Raw genomic sequence first — 21,669 nt, 5'->3', positions numbered from 1 at the left:
TCCGCCGGCCCCGCCCGCCGTTCAGTTGCTCGAACACCCGCCGCAGCCGCTCGAGCCGCATGAGCTCGAACTGCACGAACTCGATCCCGAGTCGCTCGAGCAACTGCTGTCGCCGCCATCCGAATCGGACGACCCGCCGCCTTTCGCCGCGGCAGGCATCGCCAGCGGCGCCATCAGCGGATTCGCATACGCGGCCCACGCGGTGCCGGCGAGCGCGCCGGCACCGAACAGCGCGGTCGCCCACAGCAGCGCGTCCGGCGTGGCGCGGTCGTCCCGGCGCGCCTCGCCATGCGCATCCAGTGCCGCCTGGCCGCCACGCGTCATGCCGCCGCGCCCGAACCCGCTCAGGCGCGCACTCACGAGGTGATACCCGATCGAGAACCCGGCCATGCAGATCATGAGGAGCAGCACCGGCCGCCCGCGGCTCAGGCCGATCGCGAGCTTCGCCGCGCCCGTGCCGAACACGAGCAGCGCGATCGCACGCGCGGCGATCCGCGCCGTACGCATGTCGCCGGGCGCCCACAGCCAGCCGTTGCGGCGCAGCCCGGCGACGATGCCGGACTCGCGCTGCGCGAGACGCGTGCGAAACGCCCCATAGGTCGTTTCTCGGCCGGGCTGCGCGTTCAGCCAGGCCCATTCGTCCGCCAGGTGGCCCGTGTGTGCGCGTGCCGAATCGGCAACCCGCACCCGCGAGCCGCGCTTGTGGACCTGGAGCCAGATCGCGTCCGCATGGAGGAGCGACAGCGTCGCGACCTGCGTCATCCGCGACGCGCCGCCCGCGAGATACCCGGCTTCCTCCGCGCTCAGGTCGGGTGACGATTCACGGTGGCGTGCGCCCCATGGGCGGCAGCGGTGTTCGAGCCGCTGCAGGCCCGCGATCAGCAGTAGTGCGGCCACGCAGGCCGGCACGTAGAACGCGAGGAACTGCGGGCCGGAGAAGTTCAGCACGTTGAAATCCCGCGCGGATGCGCAGGTTGCCGCGACGCTCGCCAGCGCGGCGGGCCATGACAGTCTCGTCAGGCGGCGCAGGCGGTGCGCGATGCGCTCGCGGCGGGAGGGTTCGGTGTGCGCAACGGTGTGCGGCTCATCGGGCGTGCGCGCCGCCGGTTCGGGCGCCGAACGCGGCCAGATCGTCTCGGGCGGCTCGCTGCCGAACAGCCGCCGATAGCTGTCGAGCGTGCGCCGGTAGTGCCGCGCGTACCGGTCGGCTTCGTCCGGCGCGCCGGTGCCGGGCATGTGGTGCAGCGGCGCGCGCAGCACGCCGGCGCAGAACACGTCCCAGTATTCGCGCGTGTACTGCAGATGCAGGTGCCACGCGGCGTCCACCGCGTGCGACGGCGTGACCGGATGGCCGGCCGCCTGTGCGAGGAACGCGAAGCGCTTGTATTCGTCGATGACGCCCAGCGCGCGCGCGTGCGTCCAGCCTTGCGCGTCGGCAAGGCGGCGGCTGTACGGCTGCGGCGCATCGGGCACGTCCGGCGAATAGGCCTGCAGGCGCGCGAGCAGCGCGCGCTGCGGTTCGGTCAGCGCGCGTGCATCGGCCGCGGCCGGGGAAGACGGGAAGCGAGCCATCGAAGGGGTCGCGCGATGCGCGGACGGCCGCCGCGATCAACGCTTGCTGTTGTCGTTGCGGGGGATTCTCGCATGGGGGTGCGGCGGGTGGAATACGGGGTGCATCGTCCGCCTGCATGCGCGATGGCCCGGCGTTCGGTGTGCCGTCGCGCGCCACGCCACGCTATGGCGCGTCACGCCGCAGCACGAGGCCGCGCTTGCCGGCATCGACCACACCGACCCACGCATTGCCGTCGACACGCGCGACGCGCACGTCGCCCGCGATGCGGCGCGTCGTCGTGGCCTGGCGCGTCGACAGGTCGATCGTCGCGAGCGTGCCGGCCGCCGGCTTGTCGCACGTCGTGCCGATCACGGTGATCGTCGAGCCGGTCACGCCGATCGATGCGAGATCGCACACGATCTTGCGCGTCGTGAACTGCTGCGCGAGCTTGCCGGCCGGCGAGACGACCGCCACCGACAGCGCCGTCGGCGTGGTCGCGACGTAGTACGCGGCGCCGTCCGCGCTGAACGCCGATGCCTCTACACGCGCGTCGGGCGGCGACACGTAAGTCGACGACTGGTACTTGTGCTGGTCGACGTTGATCCGCGACACCGCGAAGCCCTCGCGGCCGCCCGACGCGCCGCCCGCGTTCGGCATAAACTGTCCGGCGACGCGCAGTTGGTTCGCGGAAAGCGCCGCGGTCGTGCCGGTCCAGAACGCGCCGTTCGGGATCGTCGTCACGCCGGTGCGCACGAGCTGCGTGTCGAAGCGCGTGACGTAATTGCCGAGCTTGCCCTTGCGCTCGAGCGCGTCGCTCGTGCCGCCCGCGACCGTCACAGCGTTGCCGTCGACGTCGAGCAGGTAGGCCCACTCGTCGAACCCGGCGCCGACCGGTTCGCGCTTCAGCAGCTTGCCGTCCGCGCCGAGCTTGTTCAGCACCACCTTGGTCTGGTTGAGGCTTTCCTCGATGTGGGTGCGCTCCTGCGTCAGCACGAAATACGCGCCCTGCCCGGCCGCGCAGCGCACCGCGTCGTTGCCGACGTACGGGCGCTCGAACGGCAGCCGCGTGCGCCATGCGACGCGCTTCGCGCCGGCATCGACCAGCGCGACCCATGCGTCGTGCTTCGTGCCCATCTCGTCCATGACTTCGCCGGTGACGCAGTATTGCCCGTCGGCGACCTTGTCGACCGATGATGCGATGAATCCGTCGGGCATCCCGAGCGGAATGTCCTCGGCGCGCGCAGCGTGCGCGACCGTGCCGAACACGGCGGCCAGCACAACGGAAAGGCTGGCGATCGAATGCTTCATGGCGTCCTTGTCTTCGTCGATCGGTACGCGTCGTGATTGCGGCGCGCCGGATACCGTCTGATGATTCGCGCGAATTGTATCCCGGCGAACGCGGCGCTCCGCCAGTAAGGCTCACGTAAAATTCCCCGTCCGTTCCAAGGTCCCGCACAAGGGGGCGACATTGCAGACGAAGCAGAAGATCCTGGTCAGCGCATGCCTGCTCGGCCAGCCGGTGCGCTACAACGGCGCGGCCAAGACCGCCGCGCATCGCGCGCTCGACGAATGGCGGCAAGACGGGCGCATCGTGCCCGTCTGTCCCGAACTGGCGGCGGGCTTCGGCGTGCCTCGCCCGCCGGCGGAAATCGCGGATGGCGCATCGGGCCAGCAGGTGCTGGCGGGCGGCGCGCGGGTCGTCGAGACAACGGGCAAGGACGTCACCGCGCCTTACATTGCCGGCGCGCAGGTCGCGCTGGGCCTCGCGCGCGCGCATGGCTGCGGTTTCGCGCTGCTGGCCGACGGCAGCCCGTCGTGCGGCAGCCGCTTCATCTACGACGGCAGCTTCGCGGGCCGGAAGCATCCCGGCTCGGGCGTCACGGCCGCGCTGCTGCGGCAGCATGGCATCGAGGTGTTCGCGGAGTCGGAGATCGATGCGCTGCGTGCAAGGCTCGCGCAACTCGATTGAGGCGGCACGCAGCGCCCGGCCCGATGCGGCGGCGGCCGCGCTCCGCTATACTCGCCCGATGGACCTGAAACCGACCTCGTCGAAGCTGCAACGCTGGTGGCGCGCCTGAACCCGGCGGCCCGTTTCTTCCTGTCTTTTCCCAACGCGATGCCGCCAGTCCTGGCGGCATTGTCGTTTCTGCGCTGGCGGCTGGTGGTGTCTGACCATGGAGCCCCAGACCATGACTCAAACGACCCTTCCCGTCGTCCTCACCGGCGACCGCACGACCGGCCCGCTGCACCTCGGCCATTACTTCGGCTCGCTGAGCGCGCGCGTGCGGCTGCAGCACGAGGCGCGGCAATTCCTGCTGCTCGCGGACACGCAGGCGCTGACCGACAACGTCGGCCGGCACCGCAAGGTCACTGACAACGTCGTCGAGGTCGCGCTCGACTATCTCGCGGCGGGCATCGATCCGCAGAAGTCGACGATCCTGATCCAGTCGCAGGTGCCCGAGCTGGCGGAGCTGGCGCAATACCTGCTCAACCTCGTCACCGTCGCGCGGCTCGAACGCAACCCGACCATCAAGGAGGAAATCCGCCTGCGCGGCTTCGAGCGCGACATTCCCGCCGGCTTCCTCACCTACCCCGTCAGCCAGGCGGCCGACATCACCGCGTTCCGCGCGACGCACGTGCCCGTCGGCGACGACCAGTTGCCGATGATCGAGCAGACCAACGAGCTCGTGCGCCGCTTCAACCATACGGTCGACCAGCAGGTGCTGGTCGAATGCGAGGCCGTGCTGTCGTCGGTCACGCGGCTGCCCGGCACGGACGGCAAGGCCAAGATGAGCAAGTCGCTCGGCAACGCGATCGCGCTGGGCGCGTCCCCGGACGAGATCACGAAAGCGGTCAACGACATGTATACCGACCCGAACCACCTGCGCGTGAGCGACCCGGGCCAGGTCGAGGGCAACGTCGTGTTCGCGTTCCTGGATGCGTTCGAACCCGATGTGCAGAAGGTCGATGAACTGAAGGCGCACTATCGCCTCGGCGGGCTCGGCGACAGCGTCGTCAAGCGCATGCTGAACGAGCGACTGCAGGCGCTGCTCGAACCGATTCGCACGCGGCGCCGCGCGTTCGAGAACGAGCGCGGCGAGGTGATGGCCATCCTGCAGCGCGGCACGCTGCGCGCGCGGGAGGTGGCCGCGCAGACGCTCGCGGATGTGAAGCGTGCGATGGGGCTGTGCTACTTCGGGGGCTGATGGTGGTATTGGCCGGAGGCAGGGTGGGCAACCCCTGCCTTCGGAGCTTTACCGGCACACCGGGAGCCTTTAAAAATCAAAGCCTTACACGACTCGCAATCAGCAAAACCAAGGCTAATCAAGGTCAATCAGGGCTGTCCAAGCTCATCCAAACTGTAATTTCACTGTAGTTCGCGCCAGCGCATGCGAAGCGGCTACGATGAAAAATCACCGCGCCAGGTGCCGGAAGAATTCCGCACTGCCCCCCCCGACGAACTGCATGGATCGGAAGCAATCCGCCCCGTTCGCTCGCAGCCCCCTCCTATCACTTGACAATCTCAAAAGCCTGTTAATCCCAACAGGGGAACGGCTCACGCGTCGCGTGCTACAGTCGGCGGCACCGTTTCTTCATAGGGTTCAGCATGGGCTTCGCATTCATTCGGGATGGCGACACGACCTCGCACGGTGGGCGCGTTATTGCCAGTGACATGACCAACACTGTCGACGGGAAGGCGCTCGCTCTGCTCGGCGACATGGTTTCATGTCCGCGCTGCGGCGGCCTCTATCCGATCGTGAAGATCAAGGCCGATTTGAACATGACGTTCCACGGTCGGCCGGTCGTGTCTGAGGGCGACGTAACTGCGTGTGGCGCGAGCCTGATCGCGTCCCAGGGCACCGCAACCGCCTCGCCAACATCGGGCGCAGGCGCGCCGGTCGGCGGCGGCAAGAGCGTAGTGCCGCAGAACGACGGCCCGAATCGCGGCCGCTTCCAGGTCGTCGACGACAACACGCGCCGGCCCATCGCAAACCATCCGTACACCGTGACGTCGACGGACGGCCAGACGATTCACGGCATGACGGATGCGAACGGCCATACGGATTGGCTGAATACACAACAGGCCGCGTCGCTGTCGTTCAGCCAGCCGGGCACGACAGGCACCGCGGACACGAAGGCATGACCGACTATTCGCGCAGTTCGGCCGCCGGCGCGAGCAAGGGCGACGGCAACACGACCCTCGTCGGGCTCGACGGTCGCCTGTCGGGAAAGGATAAGGAAGTGCTCTGCGGCGTGATGTGCCCCTGCGCGCGCATCGGCGTCCAGACAAGAGTGGACAAGCGCGGGAGGTCGCGGACGCTCCGACAAGCATGCGTCGCTCAACGCCTGGACGCCATGAACGAATCGTCGCGAGCGACGTTCGGGGGACCGACCGAGTACCTGCCGGAGGTCAGCTACGACATGAGCCCGACACCGCCAGCGCCTCCGGTCCCGATCATGACCGAAGAGGATCGGCCTCTGCGCCCGGATTCCGTCGTCGACTGGATACGGGATAATTGGCCGGGCGGCATGAAGGGCTACCGCGACGGGAAGAAAACGGGCCTGGATCAAACGCGTCGACCCGACGTCGTGATCGTGCGCGATCCTGCTCTGCCGCCCGAGCAGTCGAATATCAAGACCGTCGTCGAAATGAAGTTCGAGGATTCGTACGGCGATCGTCAACGGGAGGCATACGTGCGAATCGCCGGTAGCGACAAAAAGGTGGCAACGCTGCGCCCCGCCGACTGCGGATGTGGCGATGACAAGCCGGACGAAAAACCGGCACGATCGACGCAAACGCAATCTGACGTCGAGTCGATTTTTGGCGTCAGTCCGGCCGGGCCGAACCGCGCAATGCCTGCCCCGATTCCGCATCTTCCGCCGGGCGTCCCCGGCTTCGCGTTCCCCTGAATACCATGACGAAAGATGAACTGGCTGCGTGGGCTAATGACCCGAAGCGCCGTGATACCCTGCCGTATGGACTGTTCGAGCCGCCCTATCAGAAAGGCATCGTAGGCGCGGCGTTTGTCGTGCGCGGCGTCCTGTACTTCCGCAACGGCTACACGGACGCGACGCGCAAGTCGCTCGTGCGATGTTACGACCGCTATCTCGACGTCATCACGAGGTACGAGACGGCACTGGCAGAGGCTGAAGGTCGCGATCCACCGAAGGCCGGCCCGATGCGATGGTTCTACGCCGAAGGCGAATCGCCCGTCGCGTTCGACAAATCTGCCGGCTTTCCCGACCTAGCGAAGCGCGTTCGGGGCAATGCCGCCCTGGTGTCGACCACGACCAGCGCGGATCACAAGCTCGCGGCCGGCTTCTACGATTTCGCCGTGTTCTGCCTCGAAGACTGGGAAGCGAAGTTTGAGCGCAGCCTCGACGTGATGTCGTTCACGGTGCCGCGCAGCTTTCTGCAGTTCGCGCCTGGCGCGTTCGAGCGGCTGTTCGCAGAGTTCGCGGAATGGTTGCGGCCAGTACACGGTCATGGCGGCTACGCGGTCAACCTGCCGCCGATGGGGCGCGAGCCAAACGAAGCGAGCGAGTATTTTTGGGCGCGGCAGTACGGGGCCGGGGTCGACGTCGGAAGCCCCCGGCGCACGTGCGTGCGTGACCTGACCGACAAGCTCAAGACGGTCGACTGGCTGACCGTGATAGACGCCGATCTCGTCCGCCGCGCCGGCGGAGCAGACGGAATGGTGCTCCCCCCGGACTGGTATCGAAAGGCTGCGTTCGGCGACGGCGGCCTGCTGATTCAGGCAGGGGTGGAACCTCAAACCGGCGTGTCGGTTGGCGCGGGGCACCCGCCCGAGCCTCCGGCCGCATATGTCGTGCTGAACCGGGCCCTGCGCCCCATCGTCGCCGATACGATCGACAGCCTGCAGGATGGCACCGTCAACAGCACCGCTCCCCTTCTCAGTACGACGATCGCGAGCGAAGCGTGGCTCCGGCGCTTCAACGTGCCCGACGACGAGCTCCCCGACTACTGGGTCGAGCTTCACAAGACGGCAAAGCTGCGATCGATTTAATGACGTTTGCCCCGGCCGAGGCATATCACAATTCAGCTGACTTTTACAATATTTCCTTTTGCGGTGCGCCAGAATGGCGCCACAATGGCGCCCATGATGAAAGCCGCCAAAGACTCGTGCGCCCAGACAGAGCGCATCACCGTGCGCCTGCCCGACGACATGCTTGCTGCGATCGACGCCGAGTGTTCCCGGCGCGTTGGCAACGTGTCGCGCAACACCTGGATACTCGAAGCCGTTCAGGAAAAGTTATCACGAGCGAACGGCGGCGCAGACAAACAATCAGATGCCGCGAGGGGAAACTAATGGGTCGCTTCTACGAGTTCTTCGCCGGCGGGGGAATGGCCCGTGCCGGCCTTGGCGAGGGATGGCAATGCCTTTTCGCCAACGATTTCGATCACAAGAAGGGCATCACGTACCGTCAGAACTGGGGAGACGGCGAACTGCTCACCGGCGATGTGCGCCAGGTCAAGCCCGAAAACCTTCCCGACCGCGCGAATCTCATCTGGGGTTCGTTTCCATGCCAGGACCTGTCGCTGGCCGGTGCCGGCGCGGGCCTGAAAGGCGATCGCTCTGGCACGTTCTGGCCGTTCTTCGATGTCGTGAAAGGCTTGATCGCGGACAATCGCGCGCCCGACATCATCGCCTTGGAAAATGTTGTCGGTACGCTGCATTCGCACGAGGGCAAGGACTTTGCTGCGATCTGTACGGCGCTCGACCGCGCCGGCTACCGGTTTGGTGCGATGGTGATCGACGCCGCGCTGTTCGTGCCGCAGTCACGCCCTCGTCTGTTCGTCGTCGGCATCCGCAAGGATTTGCCAATCCCTGATGCGCTCGTGCGACAAGACGCATCGCCGCTGTATCACCCGAAAGCGTTGCTGACGGCGCTGGACAAACTGACGGCCAAGGCGCGGCAGAGCTGGGTGTGGTGGCACCTGCCCACGCCGGATCGTCGCGAAGCGGTCTTCGCCGACTTGATCGAAGAAAGTCCGACGGGGGTCAAGTGGCACACGACGGCGGAAACGCAACGACTGTTGGCAATGATGAGCGACGTGAACCTTGCCAAGGTCGAGAAAGCAAAGAAGGCGTCGAAGTCCACCGGACGTCGTATGGTCGGCGCGATCTACCGGCGCACGCGTCGCGACGAGCAGGGCAACAAGGTCCAACGGGCAGAAGTTCGCTTTGACGACGTGGCCGGTTGCCTGCGAACGCCCTCGGGTGGGTCGAGCCGGCAATTAATCATGGTGATCGACGGCAGCAAGGTCCGCACACGGCTCATTTCCAGCCGTGAAACAGCGCGCCTGATGGGATTGCCGGATGAATACGAGTTGCCCGAGAACTACAACGAGGCGTACCACCTGACCGGCGACGGCGTGGCGGTTCCCGTTGTTCGCCACATCGCCGCGAACCTCTTCGAACCGATCTTGGCCGTTCAACCGCCGCTGGCGAGGGCCGCTGCATGAGCATCGTTCCGTGCGAGCAGAACGGCGAACTGCGCAAGATGATCGAAACGTACGCCGAAAACCTGAAGACCGAAGCGCACAAGATCGGCGATCACGGTCTTTCGGAGGTCGAGTTTTACAACAGCGGTGTGTTTCGTGGGGCGATCGAGCGGGTACGCGGCCAGTTTTCCGCGTCGATGCGGGAAAAGCGTGAGTTCGTGCAGCACATCCTGAACCACATGCAAGACGAAGGGTTCATCACCGAGTGGGAATCGGCCGGCGAGGCCAACCGGCACGATTACATCGTGCGCCTGCCGTCCGGTCGAACGTCCGCGATCGAGTTGAAGGGCTGCCTAGACGGCAACAACACGAACATTTTCGAACGGCCGCCGCAGGCGGAAGAGTTCGTGATTTGGAGCGTTTGCACGAACCCTGGTGCGGACCCTCGGCACAACGCCTGGTCGGGCATTCATACACGGTTGAGCGCCGAAATCATCTTCCGCGAGCAGCGTGTCGACGGCGTGGTGCTGTGGGACATGGTGTGCGGAACGGTTGGCCGTCCGTGTCCGAAAATCATCGCCGATCCAACGCGCGTTACGAAGGCGGGGCCGTTCGCGGTTCCTCCGCCTTGCATCTACGTGTTGCCGGCGACGATCCCGAGCCCGCGTAACAACCCGCATCCGAAGGCACAGCGGTTGGACGACGTACATATCCTGCGGGCGTTTCACGACTGCTTCCAAGGGCGCGTCGAAGAAGTGAACTACGTCGATTTCGAGGTCGGCTACCACGGTACCGACACCGTTCGCAAAACGCGGGTGACACGCAATGGCGAAGTCCAGCGTGAATCGGAAGCAACGGCGATCCGCCGCGCCTGACGAAACACCGGAAGCCCTACGTTCCCGCACCATGCGGGCCGTAAAATCGAAGGACACCGGCCCCGAGATGATCGTGCGCCGGTTCCTGCACGCCGCTGGCCTGCGGTACCGCCTCCATGACGGCCGCTTGCCGGGAAAGCCGGACCTAGTGTTCCCGGGCCGTCGTGTCGCACTGTTCGTTCATGGCTGTTTCTGGCACCAGCATCCGAGCTGCCCGGCAGCCGCCCGACCGAAATCGAGTTCCGACTACTGGACCCGAAAACTCGATGGCAATGTTGCGCGCGACGCTCGCCATCAGGACGAGCTGAAAGCAGCAGGCTGGACCGTCCTAGTCATTTGGGAATGCGACACCCGAAGACCGGAAATGCTTGCCCAATTGCTGATGCGCCTCCGCACCTGAAGGAACTGCGCGCGTAGAATCTTTTCTTCTCACCGGTCTTGGTCTTCGGCAAGGGACGCATTCAGCAGTCTACGGGGACGAAAATGTACGCAATAGATGATTTCACCGATAATCGCAACAAAGCGTGGTGTATTCACTGCGGAAAATGGCTCAATGAACTGAAGACAAATCGTGATCACGTTCCAACCAAAGGGTTTTTGCGAAAACCATATCCAGATGAATTACCACTGATCGAAATTTGTCGCGAATGCAACTCTTCCTTTTCTCTCGACGAAGAGTACTTGATCGCGTTTCTGGGCTCGGTGATTTGCGGAAGCACAGACCCCGAAAAACATTCGAATGAGCGAAGCGCTCGAATATTGCAACGCACGCCGAAACTTAAAGATCGGATTGAACGAGCAAAAATAGAAAGCACGACGGTCACAGGTGAAACGCGACTGCTTTGGAAACCGGAGCAAGAACGGATAAGCCGTGTCGTCGTCAAGAATGCACGCGGACACGTATATTTTGAATATGGGGAGCCAATGCTCAGCGCCCCAACCCATATCGGCGTAGCACCTTTGGAAACCTTGGATAAAATCCAAAGGGAAGAGTTTGAAGGATTGGCGGTCGGGAATGGAGTTGAACTCGCGAACTGGCCTGAAGTCGGCAGCCGTATGATGACACGGTTGCTAACTGGGCAGAATCTCAATGGCCCGTGGGTGGTCGTCCAGGAGGGCGTTTACCGGTACTCGATCCTGCAACAGGGATTCTTTCTCGTACGTATAGTGATCGAAGAATATCTTGCTGCCGAAATATTGTGGGACGAGTAGCTCGCCAATAGCAAGCCTGCATAAAAAAGGCACTTAAAAATGCATAGAAGAATCGATCCGCCGATTGCCTCGCTGCCCGTGCCAGGCGGGTTGGAACGCCCGACGCATGAGTGCATAAAAATCATTCATTTTTGCGGGCAGGTGGGGGCGGCGTCACGCCTGCGCCCATAGGTGCATGAATTCGCATCGTCGCGCATCAAAACGCACGATTTCCGCGCGCCGCGAATCGCCCGGAGCCCCGCACCACAGCGGGTGCCGAGCCTGTCGGCCCGCTGCACTAGAACCGCCCTGCCAAGCGAAGGCCGCAGGCGGGGAGGGGACCGCGCAGCGGCCGGCTCGGCGCGGGCTTCCCTGCCCCCTCCCCACCCCGCCGGACGCCCTGCACGGCCGCACGACAGCCTCCCTGCGGCCCTCGTCGGACGGCGTCCGACCCTACCGCACCCCGCGCAGGCCAACCCGTTGTAGCGCCTCTGATCGCGCCGGCCCCAGACGTAAAAAGGGCCGCGCCCGGTTGCCCGGTGCGCGGCCCTGCCGCATGACTTCGAATCGCCGAGTGCGCTACCCGGCCGCCGGCGCCGGCGGAATCTCGTAATCGTCGAACGACACGACCTCTTCGCCGATCCAGTCGTTCAGCTCGGCGAAGCGCGCCTGCAGCGGCTTGATTTCGTTCCGGCCGAACACGCGCGCCGCGGTGTCCGGCGTGCCGAACCCACCCGAGTTGCTCGGCACGATGCCGAGCAGTTGCGGCGGCACGCGATGCGCAGCGAGCAGGTCGTCGCGCGTCACGTTCTTGATGTTGAAGAACTCGTCCTTCGCCGCGACCTCCGACACGGGAATGAGCTGGATGCCGTCCTTCTTCCCGCCTGGCGCGTACATGAACACGTTGCGGAAATTGCCGGGCCCCTTCGCGTTCTTCAACGCGGTGCGCATGTTATCGACGTCCTCCTGTTTCTGCGCCGCGTCCGTCATGTACAGGATGAAGCCCGCATGGCTGCCGTTTTCGTAGTACTTTCGCCGGAACAGCGTCGACGACTCGTTCAGCCAGGCCGAGTGAAGCGAGCTGAGATATTCGGGCAGGCCGTACACCTCCTGGTTGATGTCCGGTCGCATGAGCTGGAACACGCTGCCCGGCTCGAACTCGTGCTTGTCCTGCCAGCCGTTCACGTACACGAAGCCGCTGAAATCGGCCTTGCGCCGCGTGTACTTCGCCAGGGCGGGTTCCAGCCGCAGCGTGTCGCCGAGCTGATTGCGGCGGCGTTCCAGGTAGCCGTTGCCGAACGTCAGGAAGTCGAGCGCCCATCGCTCGAACGCATGCCGCGACAGCCACCTGTGAGGCCGGAACGTCGACGCAAGCACGTTCGCCTTGAAGTACAGCGCGGAGCTGTGGTGCGTGCTGGCGCGGAACGACTTCGCCAGGCCGGCGAAGCTGACGGGCGGCTCGAACCAATCGCCGTTCGACCAGCATTCGACGTAATCGAGAATCTCGGCCCGGTTCATGACCGGCGTGGGATCGTCGAAGGTGAAGACCTCGGCGCGCGCCGGCGCAGCGCCGGCGGCGCTCGAATCCGACGCGGCCGCGAACGTGCGCGGCGCGCGCGATCGGCGCTTGCTCATGAATAGAACTCCGTGAAAGATGAAGAATTGATGTCGCCGCCGGCGAGCGGCTCGCGGTCGATCGCGTGCAGGCAGGCCCAGGCTAGATCCGCGTGGCCGGTCTCGTCGTTTCGGTCGGCCGTGAATGTCGCCTGTCGACCGCTCGGCGTCATGGTCTGTTTGATCGCCATGAAGGCGGCGGCCAGGTCGGTCCAGCCCGCGTCGAATTGCAGGCGGCCATTGCGGATGACGGATTGCCCCTTCAGCACGAGGCGGGTTTTCACCTCGGGCGAGTAGTTCAAGGCGACTACGGCCGGGTAGAACTTGCGCACGAGCTGATAGACGCCCTGCCCCATGCCTGTCGTGTCGATTGCGATGTAACCGACGTTATAGCGCTGCGTGATCTGCTCGATCGCCGCGGCCTGTTCCTCGAAGTCGTTGCCGCGGAACTGGTGACGCTCGAGTACGCGAAACGCCGCACCCTCGACGCGCGGCGGCGCCACGACGACGAGACCTGCCGAATCGCCGGTCAGCGCCGGATCGTAGCCCACCCATACCTCGCGATAGCCGAACGGGCGCAACAGCAGCGGCGAGAAGTCACCGGCCCATTCCTCCCACGAGTCGACCATGCAGCGCTGCAGGTCGGCCAGCTTGAACACCGACAGCGAATCGTCGATGAACGCGCACATCAGCAGATTCGCGAATTCCTCCGCACTGTATTCGCGGCGCAGCTCGTCGATGTCGAACAGGTCGCAGCCACCCGCCATCGCATCCAGAATCGTCACGATCTGGCGCCACTGCGCGTCCGCGCCCAGCATGCCGCGCACGAGCGCTTCGTGGCTCGTGTCGATCTGGATGCGATCGCCGGCCGCGCGGCCGCGGTTCGCGTGCGCGCCGCTCCAGAACGCGTACGCTTCGTGCGTGATACTCGACGGCGTGCTGAAGTAGGTCTTGCGCCAGCGCTTGTGCATCGCCATACCCGACGCGACCTTGTTCAGCTCGCGAAACTTCGGAACCCAGAAGTATTCGTCGAAATAGAAATTGCCGTGATACGACTGCGCCGTGCGTGCGTTCGTCCCCAGGAAATACAGAATCGCACCGTTCGGCAGAATGATCGGATCGCCTGTCAGCTCCACGTCGGCCGCGTCGCGCGCGAACTGCGCGATGTACTGCTTGAAGACGTGCGCCTGCGCCTTGCTGGCCGACAGGAAAATCTGGTTGCGACCGGTTTCGAGCGCGTCGACGAACGCTTCGCGCGAGAAATACCAGGTCGCGCCGATCTGCCGCGACTTCAGGATGTTGCGCGTACGCTGATCGCCGTTGCGATACCAGACCTTCTGGTAGTCGAACAGCGATTCGCGGAACGCCGCCACGATCCGCTCGTGCTGTTCCTCGCTGATCTCGTTGCGCGGCGGCTTACGCTTCGGCCCGGCATTGCGCGCGGCGATGTTCGGGTTCAGGTCGCCTTCCTTCCCCGTCTCTCCGTATTTCTGCACGCGCGCGAGCCGCTCGATCTGCCGGCCGAGCAGGTCGATTTCCTTGTAGTCCGCGCCGTCCTTCTTGTCCTTCGCAATCAGGACCATCAAGCGCGTTTCGGCCGCCGCCTCGATGCGCTCGATCGGCGTCGCCTCTTTCCATTTGTCGCGACGGCACCACGACGCCACCGTCGCGGGCTTCAGTTCGAGATGCCGTGCGATCGACGAGATGCGCCAGCCTTGCCAGTAGAGCGAACGCGCGATTTGTCGCACGTTCGCTTCGCGTTGAATTGGATCTGTCGTTTCGAGCATGCGGCAAGCGTAGGGCGACGCGCGCGCGCGATCACGCGGAGCACTACGTACCCGTGCGAGCAACACACGCCGCTCGTTGAGCCGTGGCGCGTGAAGGTCGAACATGAGAACCACATTCACTGACCCACGGTTCGACCTCTCTCTATGGCAACCAACAAAACGAAGTTTTTCCGCGTAGCAGTCGAAGGCGCGACTGTCGACGGCCGCGAAATCAAGCGTGAATGGCTCACGCAGATGGCGAAGAACTACAACCGCGAGCTGTACAGCGCACGTCTGAACATTGAACACCTGAAGGGTTGGGCGCCGCTCTCTGCCACCAACCCATTCGGCGCATACGGCGACGTAGTTGCACTGAAAGCAACCGAGATCGAAGATGGCCCGCTGAAAGGCAAGATGGGGCTGTACGCGCAGCTCGATCCGACCGACGAACTGGTCGCGCTGTCGAAGAAGCGGCAGAAGATTTTCACGTCGATCGAAGTCAACCCGGATTTCGCCGACATCGGCGAAGCGTATCTGGTCGGCCTGGCCGCGACCGACGACCCGGCGAGCCTCGGCACCGAAGCCCTGCAATTCGCCGCACGTCGTTCAAACAACCTCTTCTCAGCCGCATGCGAAACGGCGATCGAGTTCGACGGCGAGCCCGAATCGACGAGCCTGCTGTCCATCGTGAAAGGCATGTTCGCGCGCAATCGCACCACCGACGACCAGCGCGACGCCGACGTGCGCCGCGCGGTCGAAGAAGTCGCCGGCTTCGCCAGCCAGCAGGGCCGCGACATCGCTGCGCTGCGCGTCGACCTCACCGCCGCACAGAAGCGCGCCGACGAAGCGGTCGCCGCCGTCGAAGCGCTGACCGCGAAGCTGTCGGCCACCGACAACGGCGCGCCGCGGCGCCAGCCGTCCACCGGCTCGACCGGCGAGCTCGTGACCGACTGCTGACCCCTTCCACGCTCACACCCCGGAGAATCCACCTCATGAAGAAGGAAACGCGCCAGGCGTACCGGAAGTACGCCGCGCAAATCGCCAAGCTGAACGACACCGACGACGTGTCGAATAAGTTCGCCGTCGAACCGTCCGTCCAGCAAACGCTCGAAACCAAAATCCAGGAATCGAGCGCGTTCCTGAAGAGCATCAACATCCTGCCCGTGACCGAGCTGGAAGGCGAAAAGCTCGGTCTGTCGGTATCCGGCCCGATCGCGAGCCGCACCGACACCACGAAGACCGCGCGCCAGCCGGTCGACCCGACGGCGCTCGACAGCAACCGCTACCGTTGCGAGAAAACCGACTACGACACGGCCATCCCGTACCGCAAGCTCGACGCCTGGGCGAAGTTTCCCGACTTCCAACAGCGCATCCGCGATGTGATCGTGAACCAGGCCGCACTCGACCGGATCATGATCGGCTGGAACGGCGTGAAGGCGGCGGCCACCACCGACAAGGCGGCAAACCCGCTGTTGCAGGACGTGAACATCGGCTGGCTGCAGCAGTATCGCGAGCGCGCGGCGCAACGCGTGCTGCACGAAGGCAAGACGCAGGGCAAGGTGGTCGTCGGCAAGGGCGGCGACTACGAGAACATCGACGCGCTCGTGATGGACATCGTGTCGTCGATGATCGACCCGTGGTTCCAGGAAGACACCGGGCTCGTCGTGATCTGCGGCCGCGAGCTGCTGCACGACAAGTATTTTCCGATCGTCAATGCGACGCAGGCACCGACCGAGCGGCTCGCAGCCGACCTGATCGTCAGCCAGAAGCGCATCGGCAACCTGCCCGCCGTGCGTGTGCCATTCGTCCCGAAACGCACCCTGATGGTGACGAAGCTGTCGAATCTGTCGATCTACTACCAGGAAGGTGCACGCCGGCGCACGTTGAAGGAAGTGCCGGAACGCGACCGCATCGAAAACTACGAGTCGTCGAACGACGCGTATGTCGTCGAAGACTTCGGTTGCGGCTGCGTCGCGGAAAACATCGAACTGGTGGCGGCATGACGATCAACACGCCCGCTCGCGCGCACTTCGCGCGCGTGTCGGCCGCTCGCGCTGCGGCCGCGACGGCGCCCGGCCAGACGATGGCCGGCGCGACGCCGTACGAGCTGATGCTCGCGAAGCTCGCGGCCGACCGCCGCGCCCTGAAGGGCGTGCAGTCGGTCGCCCGCAAGGTCGAACTGAAGCGGAAGTTGCTGCCGGAGTATGCCGACTACGTGGCGGGCGTGTTGAACGGCGGCCGCGGCGCCCAGGACGACGTACTCGTGACGGTCATGGTCTGGCGCATCGACGCCGGCGACTATGACGGCGCGCTCGCGATCGCCGCCTACGCGCTCACGCACGGCCTCGCCCTACCCGACCAGTTCGAACGGTCGCTCGCCTCCGTCGTCGCCGAGCAGTTCGCCGATGCCGCACTGACCGCGTTCCTGGAGCGCAGCACATTCGACGCCGCCAGCCTCCAACTGGTCGACGAGCTGACGGCCGACGCGGACATGCACGACCAGGTGCGCGCGAAGCTCTGCAAGGCGCTCGGCTACGCCGTACAGGAAGCCGACCCGCCGCGCGCCCTCGACTATCTGCGCCGCGCGCTGTCGTTGAACGATCGCGTCGGCGTGAAAAAAGACATCGATCGGCTCTCGAAGCTGATCGAAGCCGCGGGCCGTCCGGGCGACGGCACCGAAGGCACGTAAAGAGCCCACCCCGGCATGGCGGCACCGAAGGCACGGCCCAACGCCTGACGGACACAGGCTCTGACCTTCGGTCCACCGCCATCACTCCCCGAATCGACCATGAACAGTTTCGTTGCCACTGCTGCACCTGCCGTCGCGGCGTCGCCGATCGACGGCACGCTGACGAACGACGGATTCTTCCCGGACATCGACCTGTCGGCGCTGCGCGACGCGATGCGCCTGGACGGCACCGTCACGCGCGAGCGCCTGCGCCACGCCGCGCGCGACGCCATGCTGACCGTCAACGACGAGCTGGCCGCGTGGCGCGCCCGGCAACGGGCGGCGGGCGCCGCGTCGCTCGCCGACGTGCCGGCCGAGCGCCTCGACGGCGAATCCGTGCACGTGTTCCGCTACCGGCGCGCCGTCTACCACCTGGCGCACGCGGACGTGACCGAGAAATACCGCGGCTTCGACTCGACGAAGAGCGGCGGCCAGGTCGCGGCCGAGCTGGCCGCCACCGTCGACGAGTCGCGCCGCAACGCGCGGTGGGCCATCAGCGACATCCTGGGCATCGCGCGCTCAACGGTTGAGCTGATCTGATGAAGGTCGCCACGCTTCAGGGCGAAACGCTCGACGCCCTTTGCTGGCACCACTACGCCAGCACGGCCGGCACCGTCGAAGCGGTCCTGGAAGCCAACCCCGGCCTCGCCGAGCTGGGCGTCGTGCTGCCAATGGGAACCGTCGTCGACATGCCGGAGCTGAACACGATCGAGCAGACGAAGCCCCTCCTGCAACTGTTTGACTGACCTGGAATTGTCCGAATGGCTGAACCGAACACCACCACCGCCGCAGCGCTGGCCGCCGCGATCGGCCTAGCCGGCATCGCGCCGGGCATCGACGGCGATGCGCTGATCGGCGCTTTCGCCGGCGCGGCGCTCGTCGTCGTCACCTCGAAAGACCTCGGCATCGGCCGGCGCACGGCGTACATGCTCATCTCACTCGTGATGGGCTATCTCGCCGCGCCTGAAATCACCCACATCGTGCCGGTCCGCTCATCAGGCGTCGCCGCGTTCTTCGCCGCCGCGCTCGTCATCACGGTCACGCTGACGCTGATGGAGCGTGTGAAGGACATCGACTTCGGCGCGCTGATCCGCAGGGGGAAATGACATGCATCTGTCGTTTGCCCTGGTCGCGCTCGCCGCACACCTCGCCGTCACCCTGCGCGTGCTGACCTATCGGAAAAACGGCGCGCGGCACCGTTCGCACGTTGCCTGGACGGCCTGGCTGATCGTCGCGATTTCCGGCGGCTCGGCTATCGAACTGCTTATTCACCCGAAGCCGGTCGGCTTCTTCCAGGCCGTGCAGGCCGTGTTGCTGGCCCTGTTTGTCTACCTCGCGCGTGGCAACGTAGCGCGCCTTCTCCGGAGCACCGAAGCATGAACATCCTCCGTTTCAACGACCGCGGCGCCGAAGTTGGCCTGCTGCAGCAACGTCTTGCGCGCGCCGGCTACGCGCTCGATGTGTCTCACCTGTACGACGAAGCGACCGAGCAGGCCGTGAAGGCGCTCCAGGCCGCCGCCGGGATCGTCGTCGACGGCATCGCCGGCCCGAACACGTATGCCGTGCTGTCGGCCGGCCAGCGCGACCGCAAACACCTGACCGAAATGGACATCACGCGCGCCGCGGACAAACTCGGCGTCTCGCCCGCGTGCGTGCGCGCGGTCAACGAAGTCGAATCGCGCGGCTCGGGCTTCCTGGCGGACGGTCGGCCCGTGATCCTGTTCGAGCGGCATGTCATGTACCGGCAGCTCGTCGACAGCATCGGCGCGGACGACGCCGCCCGATACGCGGCGCAGTTGCCGAACGTCGTCAGCCAGAAGCCGGGCGGCTACCAGGGCGGCGGCGCCGAATACGTGCGGCTCGACACCGCCGCGCGCATCCACGCGGCATCGGCATACGAATCGGCGAGTTGGGGCGCGTTCCAGGTGATGGGCTACCACTGGAAGCGCCTCGGCTACGCGAGCATCGACGAGTTCGTCGCGCGTATGGAGACGAGCGAAGGCGACCAGCTCGATGCGTTCGTGCGCTTCGTCGCGGCCGACTCGTCGCTGCTGTCCGCCCTGAAGAACCGGAAGTGGGCTGCGTTCGCGAAGGGCTACAACGGCCCGGACTATGCCCGCAACCTCTACGACGCGAAGCTAGCCCAGGCGTACGAGCGCTACGCCGGCACGAAGGCGGCCGCGTGAGTATGCCGGGCCTTCGCTTCTGGCTGGCGCTCGCGGCGCTCGTCGTGGCGACCGCCGGCGCGCAGTATGTGCGCGCGCTGCAGGGACGCCTCGCCACGGCACAGGATGCCGCCCGCCAAGCGAAACAGGACGTAGGCGCGCGTGACGCGATCATCGGCCGGCTGCTCACGGATGCCCGCGAGAAAGACCAGCAGCGCGCGCAGCTCGACCGCACGCGCGGCGCGGTCGACACGACGCTCGCCGCGTATCAATCGCAACTCCGGAGACTCATCGATGAGAACGAAGCCGTTCGCGCGTGGGCTGCTACTCGCCTGCCTGACGACGTTGTGCGCCTGCACAGCAGCCCCGCCCTCGCCGGCGCCGACGATTACGCTCAACGCGTGCGCAGCGGTGACGCGCTGCACCCTGCCCGCGACGCATCCGCGGACGAACGGTGATCTGAGCGATGCGCTGACCGTCGCGCGGGCAGCATGGGCGCGCTGTGCGGCCGAAGTCGACATGGTGGCCGCGTGCCAGGCACGCAGTCAGACGAACCCGCGGGCGGCCGCCCATGATTAAGCCGAACAGCCTGCGCGCTGCGCTCGTCGCGACGCTCCCGCAGCTCGCCGCAGCGCCCGACCTGCTCGTCGTCTTCATCAACGACGGCCACATTGTCGCGACCGGCACCCGCACGCCGTCGTTCGAATACCGGTACGAGTGCGAGATTCTCATCCGTGACTTCATCGGCAGCGCCGACGACGTGATGATCGCGGTCGTCGAATGGGCGCGTGCGAACCAGCCCGACCTCGTGACCAACGCCGACCAGCGCCGCGAAGGCATGACGTTCATCGCCGACATCCTCGCGAACGATGCCGTCGACCTCGCAATCAAACTGAAGCTGACGGAAAGCGTTGTGGTCGGTACAGACGAAGGCGGCCGCCGCACAGTCGAACACGTCGACGACGCGGCCGAGCAATGGGTGGCGTGATGGACGACGATCTGCGTGCGCTTGAGAAATGGGCCGGCGGGCTGCTCGCGAAGCTGGCGCCGGCTGCTCGCCGGCGTCTGTTTCGCGAGCTGGGGCGCGATATGCGTCGCGCGCAACAGTCGCGCGTCGCCGCGCAGCAGAACCCGGACGGCAGCGCGTACGTGCCGCGCAAGATCAAAAAGGGCGGCAAGGGCTTGCGCGCCAAGGTCGGCCGCATCAAGCGGCAGGCGATGTTCCGCAAGCTGCGCACCGCCCGCTATCTGCGGATCGATGTCGACGACACGGGGCTTGCGATCGGCTTCGACGACCGCCTGTCGCGCATCGTGCGCGTTCACCAGGAAGGCCAGAAGGCCCCCGTCGAACCGGGCGGCCCGCTCGTACAGTATCCGGTTCGCGTCGTGCTCGGCTTCAGCTCGGCCGATCGCGAACTCGTGCGGGATCGGTTGCTACGCTACCTCAACCGCTGAATCGTTCACAGCAGCCAGACGCGTCGACGCGATCGCGTGATACGCCTGGCTCGTCTCACATCCGACCCACTGCAGGCCGGCTTCGCGCGCGGCGACCAGGAACGTACCGGAACCGGCGAACAGGTCGCACACGACGCCGCCATCGGGCACCAGGCGCACCACGTCGCGCGCCAGCTCGATCGGCTTCTCCGTGACGTGTTGCTTTGGCAGCGTCAGGCGTGTCGGGAACACACCAGGCAGGTAGACGTCGCTTTCGTTCATCGGCCCGCGGCTCGCCCATACGATGAATTCGGCCTGTTGCGCGAAACCGCCTCGGCGCGGCCGCGTACGACCTGGCGTCTTGTCCCATACGGCGATGCCGCGCAGTGTCAGGCCGGCCGCCTGCACCACGTCCGTCAACGTCGCGAGCTGGCGCCAGTCGATGAAGCAAACGAGCAGCGCGCCGGGTTTCATCGCACGGCGGCATTCGGTCAGCCAGGCATGGCACCAGAACGCCCAGGCGCGTTGGTCCATGTTGTCGCCTTCGAAGTCTGTATAGACCGCCTTCGTGTCGCTGTTGATGTACTTCTGGCTCGGCGCACGCGATCGCGCGGACAGGTGCAGGCCGCCCGACGCGTACGGCGGATCGGTGAATACCAGGTCGACGGACTGATCCGGCAGCGTGCACGCCAAGGCAAGCGCGTCGACGCGATGAAGCCGGTTGAGCATTGGGGTAATGTCGGCCGCGGGCGCGGCGTCGGAAATGTGAATCGTCATGGTTCAGAGGCAGCGTGAAAGGGACACCCGCGACGTGTGCGACACACGTCGTTGAGCGTGTAACGCCGATTGTCGACGCACGTTTGCTCGCGCGCGCGA

Annotated in this window: 27 protein-coding genes; 22 read left to right on the top strand and 5 right to left on the bottom strand. The window is 65.5% G+C overall.

Features of this window, described 5'->3' with window-relative positions; genetic code table 11:
• Positions 1–21 precede the first annotated feature (21 nt).
• Together HWY45_RS15375 and HWY45_RS15370 are read right to left on the bottom strand one after the other, a co-directional pair.
• Positions 22–1,572 carry a TIGR04222 domain-containing membrane protein gene (locus HWY45_RS15375; protein ID WP_059882185.1) on the bottom strand — a complete coding sequence of 517 codons (1,551 nt, stop codon included), beginning with the start codon at positions 1,570–1,572 and terminating at the stop codon, positions 22–24.
• Positions 1,573–1,735: 163 nt separating this feature from the next.
• Positions 1,736–2,860 (bottom strand): hypothetical protein, encoded by a 1,125-nt coding sequence (locus tag HWY45_RS15370; protein ID WP_059882187.1) that lies wholly within the window; start codon positions 2,858–2,860, stop codon positions 1,736–1,738.
• A 160-nt stretch (positions 2,861–3,020) separates the two neighbouring features.
• On the opposite strand from HWY45_RS15370, the gene HWY45_RS15365 reads away from it, so the two are divergent.
• From HWY45_RS15365 to HWY45_RS15320, 10 genes are all read left to right on the top strand, one after another.
• Positions 3,021–3,521: a 2-thiouracil desulfurase family protein gene (locus HWY45_RS15365; protein ID WP_059882189.1), complete on the top strand. Its 501-nt coding sequence runs from the start codon at positions 3,021–3,023 to the stop codon at positions 3,519–3,521.
• A gap of 220 nt (positions 3,522–3,741) precedes the next feature.
• On the top strand, positions 3,742–4,758 hold the full coding sequence (gene trpS / locus HWY45_RS15360; protein ID WP_059882390.1) for a tryptophan--tRNA ligase: 1,017 nt from the start codon (positions 3,742–3,744) through the stop codon (positions 4,756–4,758).
• Positions 4,759–5,159: 401 nt separating this feature from the next.
• On the top strand, positions 5,160–5,696 hold the full coding sequence (locus HWY45_RS15355; RefSeq protein WP_059882191.1) for a PAAR domain-containing protein: 537 nt from the start codon (positions 5,160–5,162) through the stop codon (positions 5,694–5,696).
• Positions 5,693–6,463: a VRR-NUC domain-containing protein gene (locus HWY45_RS15350; protein WP_059454838.1), complete on the top strand. Its 771-nt coding sequence runs from the start codon at positions 5,693–5,695 to the stop codon at positions 6,461–6,463. Before HWY45_RS15355 ends, HWY45_RS15350 begins: the two co-directional genes overlap by 4 nt.
• A 5-nt stretch (positions 6,464–6,468) precedes the next feature.
• A complete protein-coding gene (locus HWY45_RS15345) occupies positions 6,469–7,581 on the top strand; it encodes a DUF3396 domain-containing protein (RefSeq protein ID WP_059882193.1) in 1,113 nt (370 codons plus the stop codon).
• Between the two features lie 93 nt (positions 7,582–7,674).
• Positions 7,675–7,884, top strand: a complete 210-nt coding sequence (locus HWY45_RS15340) for a ribbon-helix-helix domain-containing protein (RefSeq protein WP_230945868.1) — start codon at positions 7,675–7,677, stop codon at positions 7,882–7,884.
• The gene (locus HWY45_RS15335) at positions 7,884–9,041 is read left to right on the top strand and encodes a DNA cytosine methyltransferase (RefSeq protein ID WP_059882195.1); all 1,158 of its coding nucleotides are present in this window, start codon (positions 7,884–7,886) and stop codon (positions 9,039–9,041) included. The genes HWY45_RS15340 and HWY45_RS15335 overlap by 1 nt, the downstream gene beginning before the upstream one ends.
• Positions 9,038–9,895 (top strand): hypothetical protein, encoded by an 858-nt coding sequence (locus HWY45_RS15330; protein WP_059454841.1) that lies wholly within the window; start codon positions 9,038–9,040, stop codon positions 9,893–9,895. Before HWY45_RS15335 ends, HWY45_RS15330 begins: the two co-directional genes overlap by 4 nt.
• Positions 9,846–10,295, top strand: a complete 450-nt coding sequence (locus tag HWY45_RS15325) for a very short patch repair endonuclease (protein WP_081069774.1) — start codon at positions 9,846–9,848, stop codon at positions 10,293–10,295. Before HWY45_RS15330 ends, HWY45_RS15325 begins: the two co-directional genes overlap by 50 nt.
• An 83-nt stretch (positions 10,296–10,378) precedes the next feature.
• Positions 10,379–11,107: a hypothetical protein gene (locus tag HWY45_RS15320; protein ID WP_063895642.1), complete on the top strand. Its 729-nt coding sequence runs from the start codon at positions 10,379–10,381 to the stop codon at positions 11,105–11,107.
• Between the two features lie 558 nt (positions 11,108–11,665).
• Here HWY45_RS15320 and HWY45_RS15315 read toward each other — a convergent pair.
• Positions 11,666–12,721: a phage portal protein gene (locus HWY45_RS15315; protein ID WP_059882199.1), complete on the bottom strand. Its 1,056-nt coding sequence runs from the start codon at positions 12,719–12,721 to the stop codon at positions 11,666–11,668.
• Positions 12,718–14,487 (bottom strand): terminase ATPase subunit family protein, encoded by a 1,770-nt coding sequence (locus HWY45_RS15310; protein WP_059882201.1) that lies wholly within the window; start codon positions 14,485–14,487, stop codon positions 12,718–12,720. Before HWY45_RS15310 ends, HWY45_RS15315 begins: the two co-directional genes overlap by 4 nt.
• A gap of 144 nt (positions 14,488–14,631) precedes the next feature.
• On the opposite strand from HWY45_RS15310, the gene HWY45_RS15305 reads away from it, so the two are divergent.
• From HWY45_RS15305 to HWY45_RS15255, 12 genes are all read left to right on the top strand, one after another.
• Positions 14,632–15,423, top strand: a complete 792-nt coding sequence (locus HWY45_RS15305; RefSeq protein WP_059882203.1) for a GPO family capsid scaffolding protein — start codon at positions 14,632–14,634, stop codon at positions 15,421–15,423.
• A 35-nt stretch (positions 15,424–15,458) separates the two neighbouring features.
• Positions 15,459–16,469, top strand: coding sequence for a phage major capsid protein, P2 family (locus HWY45_RS15300; protein WP_059882205.1), 1,011 nt, complete (start codon positions 15,459–15,461; stop codon positions 16,467–16,469).
• Positions 16,466–17,155, top strand: a complete 690-nt coding sequence (locus HWY45_RS15295; RefSeq protein ID WP_059882207.1) for a phage terminase small subunit — start codon at positions 16,466–16,468, stop codon at positions 17,153–17,155. The genes HWY45_RS15300 and HWY45_RS15295 overlap by 4 nt, the downstream gene beginning before the upstream one ends.
• A 99-nt stretch (positions 17,156–17,254) precedes the next feature.
• Positions 17,255–17,734 (top strand): head completion/stabilization protein, encoded by a 480-nt coding sequence (locus HWY45_RS15290; protein WP_059882209.1) that lies wholly within the window; start codon positions 17,255–17,257, stop codon positions 17,732–17,734.
• Positions 17,734–17,940 (top strand): tail protein X, encoded by a 207-nt coding sequence (locus HWY45_RS15285; protein ID WP_059882211.1) that lies wholly within the window; start codon positions 17,734–17,736, stop codon positions 17,938–17,940. The genes HWY45_RS15290 and HWY45_RS15285 overlap by 1 nt, the downstream gene beginning before the upstream one ends.
• Positions 17,941–17,955: 15 nt before the next feature.
• On the top strand, positions 17,956–18,300 hold the full coding sequence (locus HWY45_RS15280) for a putative holin (protein WP_059882213.1): 345 nt from the start codon (positions 17,956–17,958) through the stop codon (positions 18,298–18,300).
• 1 nt (position 18,301) lies between these two features.
• Positions 18,302–18,574, top strand: a complete 273-nt coding sequence (locus HWY45_RS15275) for a phage holin family protein (RefSeq protein WP_059882215.1) — start codon at positions 18,302–18,304, stop codon at positions 18,572–18,574.
• Positions 18,571–19,380 carry an N-acetylmuramidase domain-containing protein gene (locus HWY45_RS15270; RefSeq protein WP_059882217.1) on the top strand — a complete coding sequence of 270 codons (810 nt, stop codon included), beginning with the start codon at positions 18,571–18,573 and terminating at the stop codon, positions 19,378–19,380. The genes HWY45_RS15275 and HWY45_RS15270 overlap by 4 nt, the downstream gene beginning before the upstream one ends.
• Positions 19,377–19,817 carry an Rz-like lysis system protein LysB gene (lysB, locus tag HWY45_RS15265; RefSeq protein ID WP_059882219.1) on the top strand — a complete coding sequence of 147 codons (441 nt, stop codon included), beginning with the start codon at positions 19,377–19,379 and terminating at the stop codon, positions 19,815–19,817. The genes HWY45_RS15270 and lysB overlap by 4 nt, the downstream gene beginning before the upstream one ends.
• Positions 19,705–19,938 (top strand): Rz1-like lysis system protein LysC, encoded by a 234-nt coding sequence (gene lysC, locus HWY45_RS36840; RefSeq protein ID WP_230946993.1) that lies wholly within the window; start codon positions 19,705–19,707, stop codon positions 19,936–19,938. Before lysB ends, lysC begins: the two co-directional genes overlap by 113 nt.
• On the top strand, positions 19,931–20,347 hold the full coding sequence (locus tag HWY45_RS15260) for a phage tail protein (RefSeq protein WP_059882221.1): 417 nt from the start codon (positions 19,931–19,933) through the stop codon (positions 20,345–20,347). Before lysC ends, HWY45_RS15260 begins: the two co-directional genes overlap by 8 nt.
• Positions 20,347–20,814 carry a phage virion morphogenesis protein gene (locus HWY45_RS15255; protein ID WP_081069775.1) on the top strand — a complete coding sequence of 156 codons (468 nt, stop codon included), beginning with the start codon at positions 20,347–20,349 and terminating at the stop codon, positions 20,812–20,814. The genes HWY45_RS15260 and HWY45_RS15255 overlap by 1 nt, the downstream gene beginning before the upstream one ends.
• Here HWY45_RS15255 and HWY45_RS15250 read toward each other — a convergent pair.
• A complete protein-coding gene (locus HWY45_RS15250) occupies positions 20,794–21,570 on the bottom strand; it encodes a DNA-methyltransferase (protein ID WP_059882222.1) in 777 nt (258 codons plus the stop codon). The two genes, HWY45_RS15255 and HWY45_RS15250, sit on opposite strands and share 21 nt — an antisense overlap.
• Positions 21,571–21,669 lie beyond the last annotated feature (99 nt).

Origin of the sequence: Burkholderia stagnalis, assembly GCF_902830275.1 — a bacterium.
Lineage (GTDB): Bacteria > Pseudomonadota > Gammaproteobacteria > Burkholderiales > Burkholderiaceae > Burkholderia > Burkholderia stagnalis.
This window is presented reverse-complemented; position numbering and strand designations above follow the sequence as displayed.

What these genes read in the sequence shown, in the direction of transcription:
- HWY45_RS15375 (WP_059882185.1), bottom strand. Translation starts at nt 1,572, where the DNA reads ATGGCTCGCTTCCCGTCTTCCCCGGCCGCGGCCGATGCACGCGCGCTG.
- HWY45_RS15370 (WP_059882187.1), bottom strand. Translation starts at nt 2,860, where the DNA reads ATGAAGCATTCGATCGCCAGCCTTTCCGTTGTGCTGGCCGCCGTGTTC.
- trpS (WP_059882390.1), top strand. Translation starts at nt 3,742, where the DNA reads ATGACTCAAACGACCCTTCCCGTCGTCCTCACCGGCGACCGCACGACC.
- HWY45_RS15355 (WP_059882191.1), top strand. Translation starts at nt 5,160, where the DNA reads ATGGGCTTCGCATTCATTCGGGATGGCGACACGACCTCGCACGGTGGG.
- HWY45_RS15350 (WP_059454838.1), top strand. Translation starts at nt 5,693, where the DNA reads ATGACCGACTATTCGCGCAGTTCGGCCGCCGGCGCGAGCAAGGGCGAC.
- HWY45_RS15345 (WP_059882193.1), top strand. Translation starts at nt 6,469, where the DNA reads ATGACGAAAGATGAACTGGCTGCGTGGGCTAATGACCCGAAGCGCCGT.
- HWY45_RS15340 (WP_230945868.1), top strand. Translation starts at nt 7,675, where the DNA reads ATGATGAAAGCCGCCAAAGACTCGTGCGCCCAGACAGAGCGCATCACC.
- HWY45_RS15335 (WP_059882195.1), top strand. Translation starts at nt 7,884, where the DNA reads ATGGGTCGCTTCTACGAGTTCTTCGCCGGCGGGGGAATGGCCCGTGCC.
- HWY45_RS15330 (WP_059454841.1), top strand. Translation starts at nt 9,038, where the DNA reads ATGAGCATCGTTCCGTGCGAGCAGAACGGCGAACTGCGCAAGATGATC.
- HWY45_RS15325 (WP_081069774.1), top strand. Translation starts at nt 9,846, where the DNA reads ATGGCGAAGTCCAGCGTGAATCGGAAGCAACGGCGATCCGCCGCGCCT.
- HWY45_RS15320 (WP_063895642.1), top strand. Translation starts at nt 10,379, where the DNA reads ATGTACGCAATAGATGATTTCACCGATAATCGCAACAAAGCGTGGTGT.
- HWY45_RS15315 (WP_059882199.1), bottom strand. Translation starts at nt 12,721, where the DNA reads ATGAGCAAGCGCCGATCGCGCGCGCCGCGCACGTTCGCGGCCGCGTCG.
- HWY45_RS15310 (WP_059882201.1), bottom strand. Translation starts at nt 14,487, where the DNA reads ATGCTCGAAACGACAGATCCAATTCAACGCGAAGCGAACGTGCGACAA.
- HWY45_RS15305 (WP_059882203.1), top strand. Translation starts at nt 14,632, where the DNA reads ATGGCAACCAACAAAACGAAGTTTTTCCGCGTAGCAGTCGAAGGCGCG.
- HWY45_RS15300 (WP_059882205.1), top strand. Translation starts at nt 15,459, where the DNA reads ATGAAGAAGGAAACGCGCCAGGCGTACCGGAAGTACGCCGCGCAAATC.
- HWY45_RS15295 (WP_059882207.1), top strand. Translation starts at nt 16,466, where the DNA reads ATGACGATCAACACGCCCGCTCGCGCGCACTTCGCGCGCGTGTCGGCC.
- HWY45_RS15290 (WP_059882209.1), top strand. Translation starts at nt 17,255, where the DNA reads ATGAACAGTTTCGTTGCCACTGCTGCACCTGCCGTCGCGGCGTCGCCG.
- HWY45_RS15285 (WP_059882211.1), top strand. Translation starts at nt 17,734, where the DNA reads ATGAAGGTCGCCACGCTTCAGGGCGAAACGCTCGACGCCCTTTGCTGG.
- HWY45_RS15280 (WP_059882213.1), top strand. Translation starts at nt 17,956, where the DNA reads ATGGCTGAACCGAACACCACCACCGCCGCAGCGCTGGCCGCCGCGATC.
- HWY45_RS15275 (WP_059882215.1), top strand. Translation starts at nt 18,302, where the DNA reads ATGCATCTGTCGTTTGCCCTGGTCGCGCTCGCCGCACACCTCGCCGTC.
- HWY45_RS15270 (WP_059882217.1), top strand. Translation starts at nt 18,571, where the DNA reads ATGAACATCCTCCGTTTCAACGACCGCGGCGCCGAAGTTGGCCTGCTG.
- HWY45_RS15260 (WP_059882221.1), top strand. Translation starts at nt 19,931, where the DNA reads ATGATTAAGCCGAACAGCCTGCGCGCTGCGCTCGTCGCGACGCTCCCG.
- HWY45_RS15255 (WP_081069775.1), top strand. Translation starts at nt 20,347, where the DNA reads ATGGACGACGATCTGCGTGCGCTTGAGAAATGGGCCGGCGGGCTGCTC.
- HWY45_RS15250 (WP_059882222.1), bottom strand. Translation starts at nt 21,570, where the DNA reads ATGACGATTCACATTTCCGACGCCGCGCCCGCGGCCGACATTACCCCA.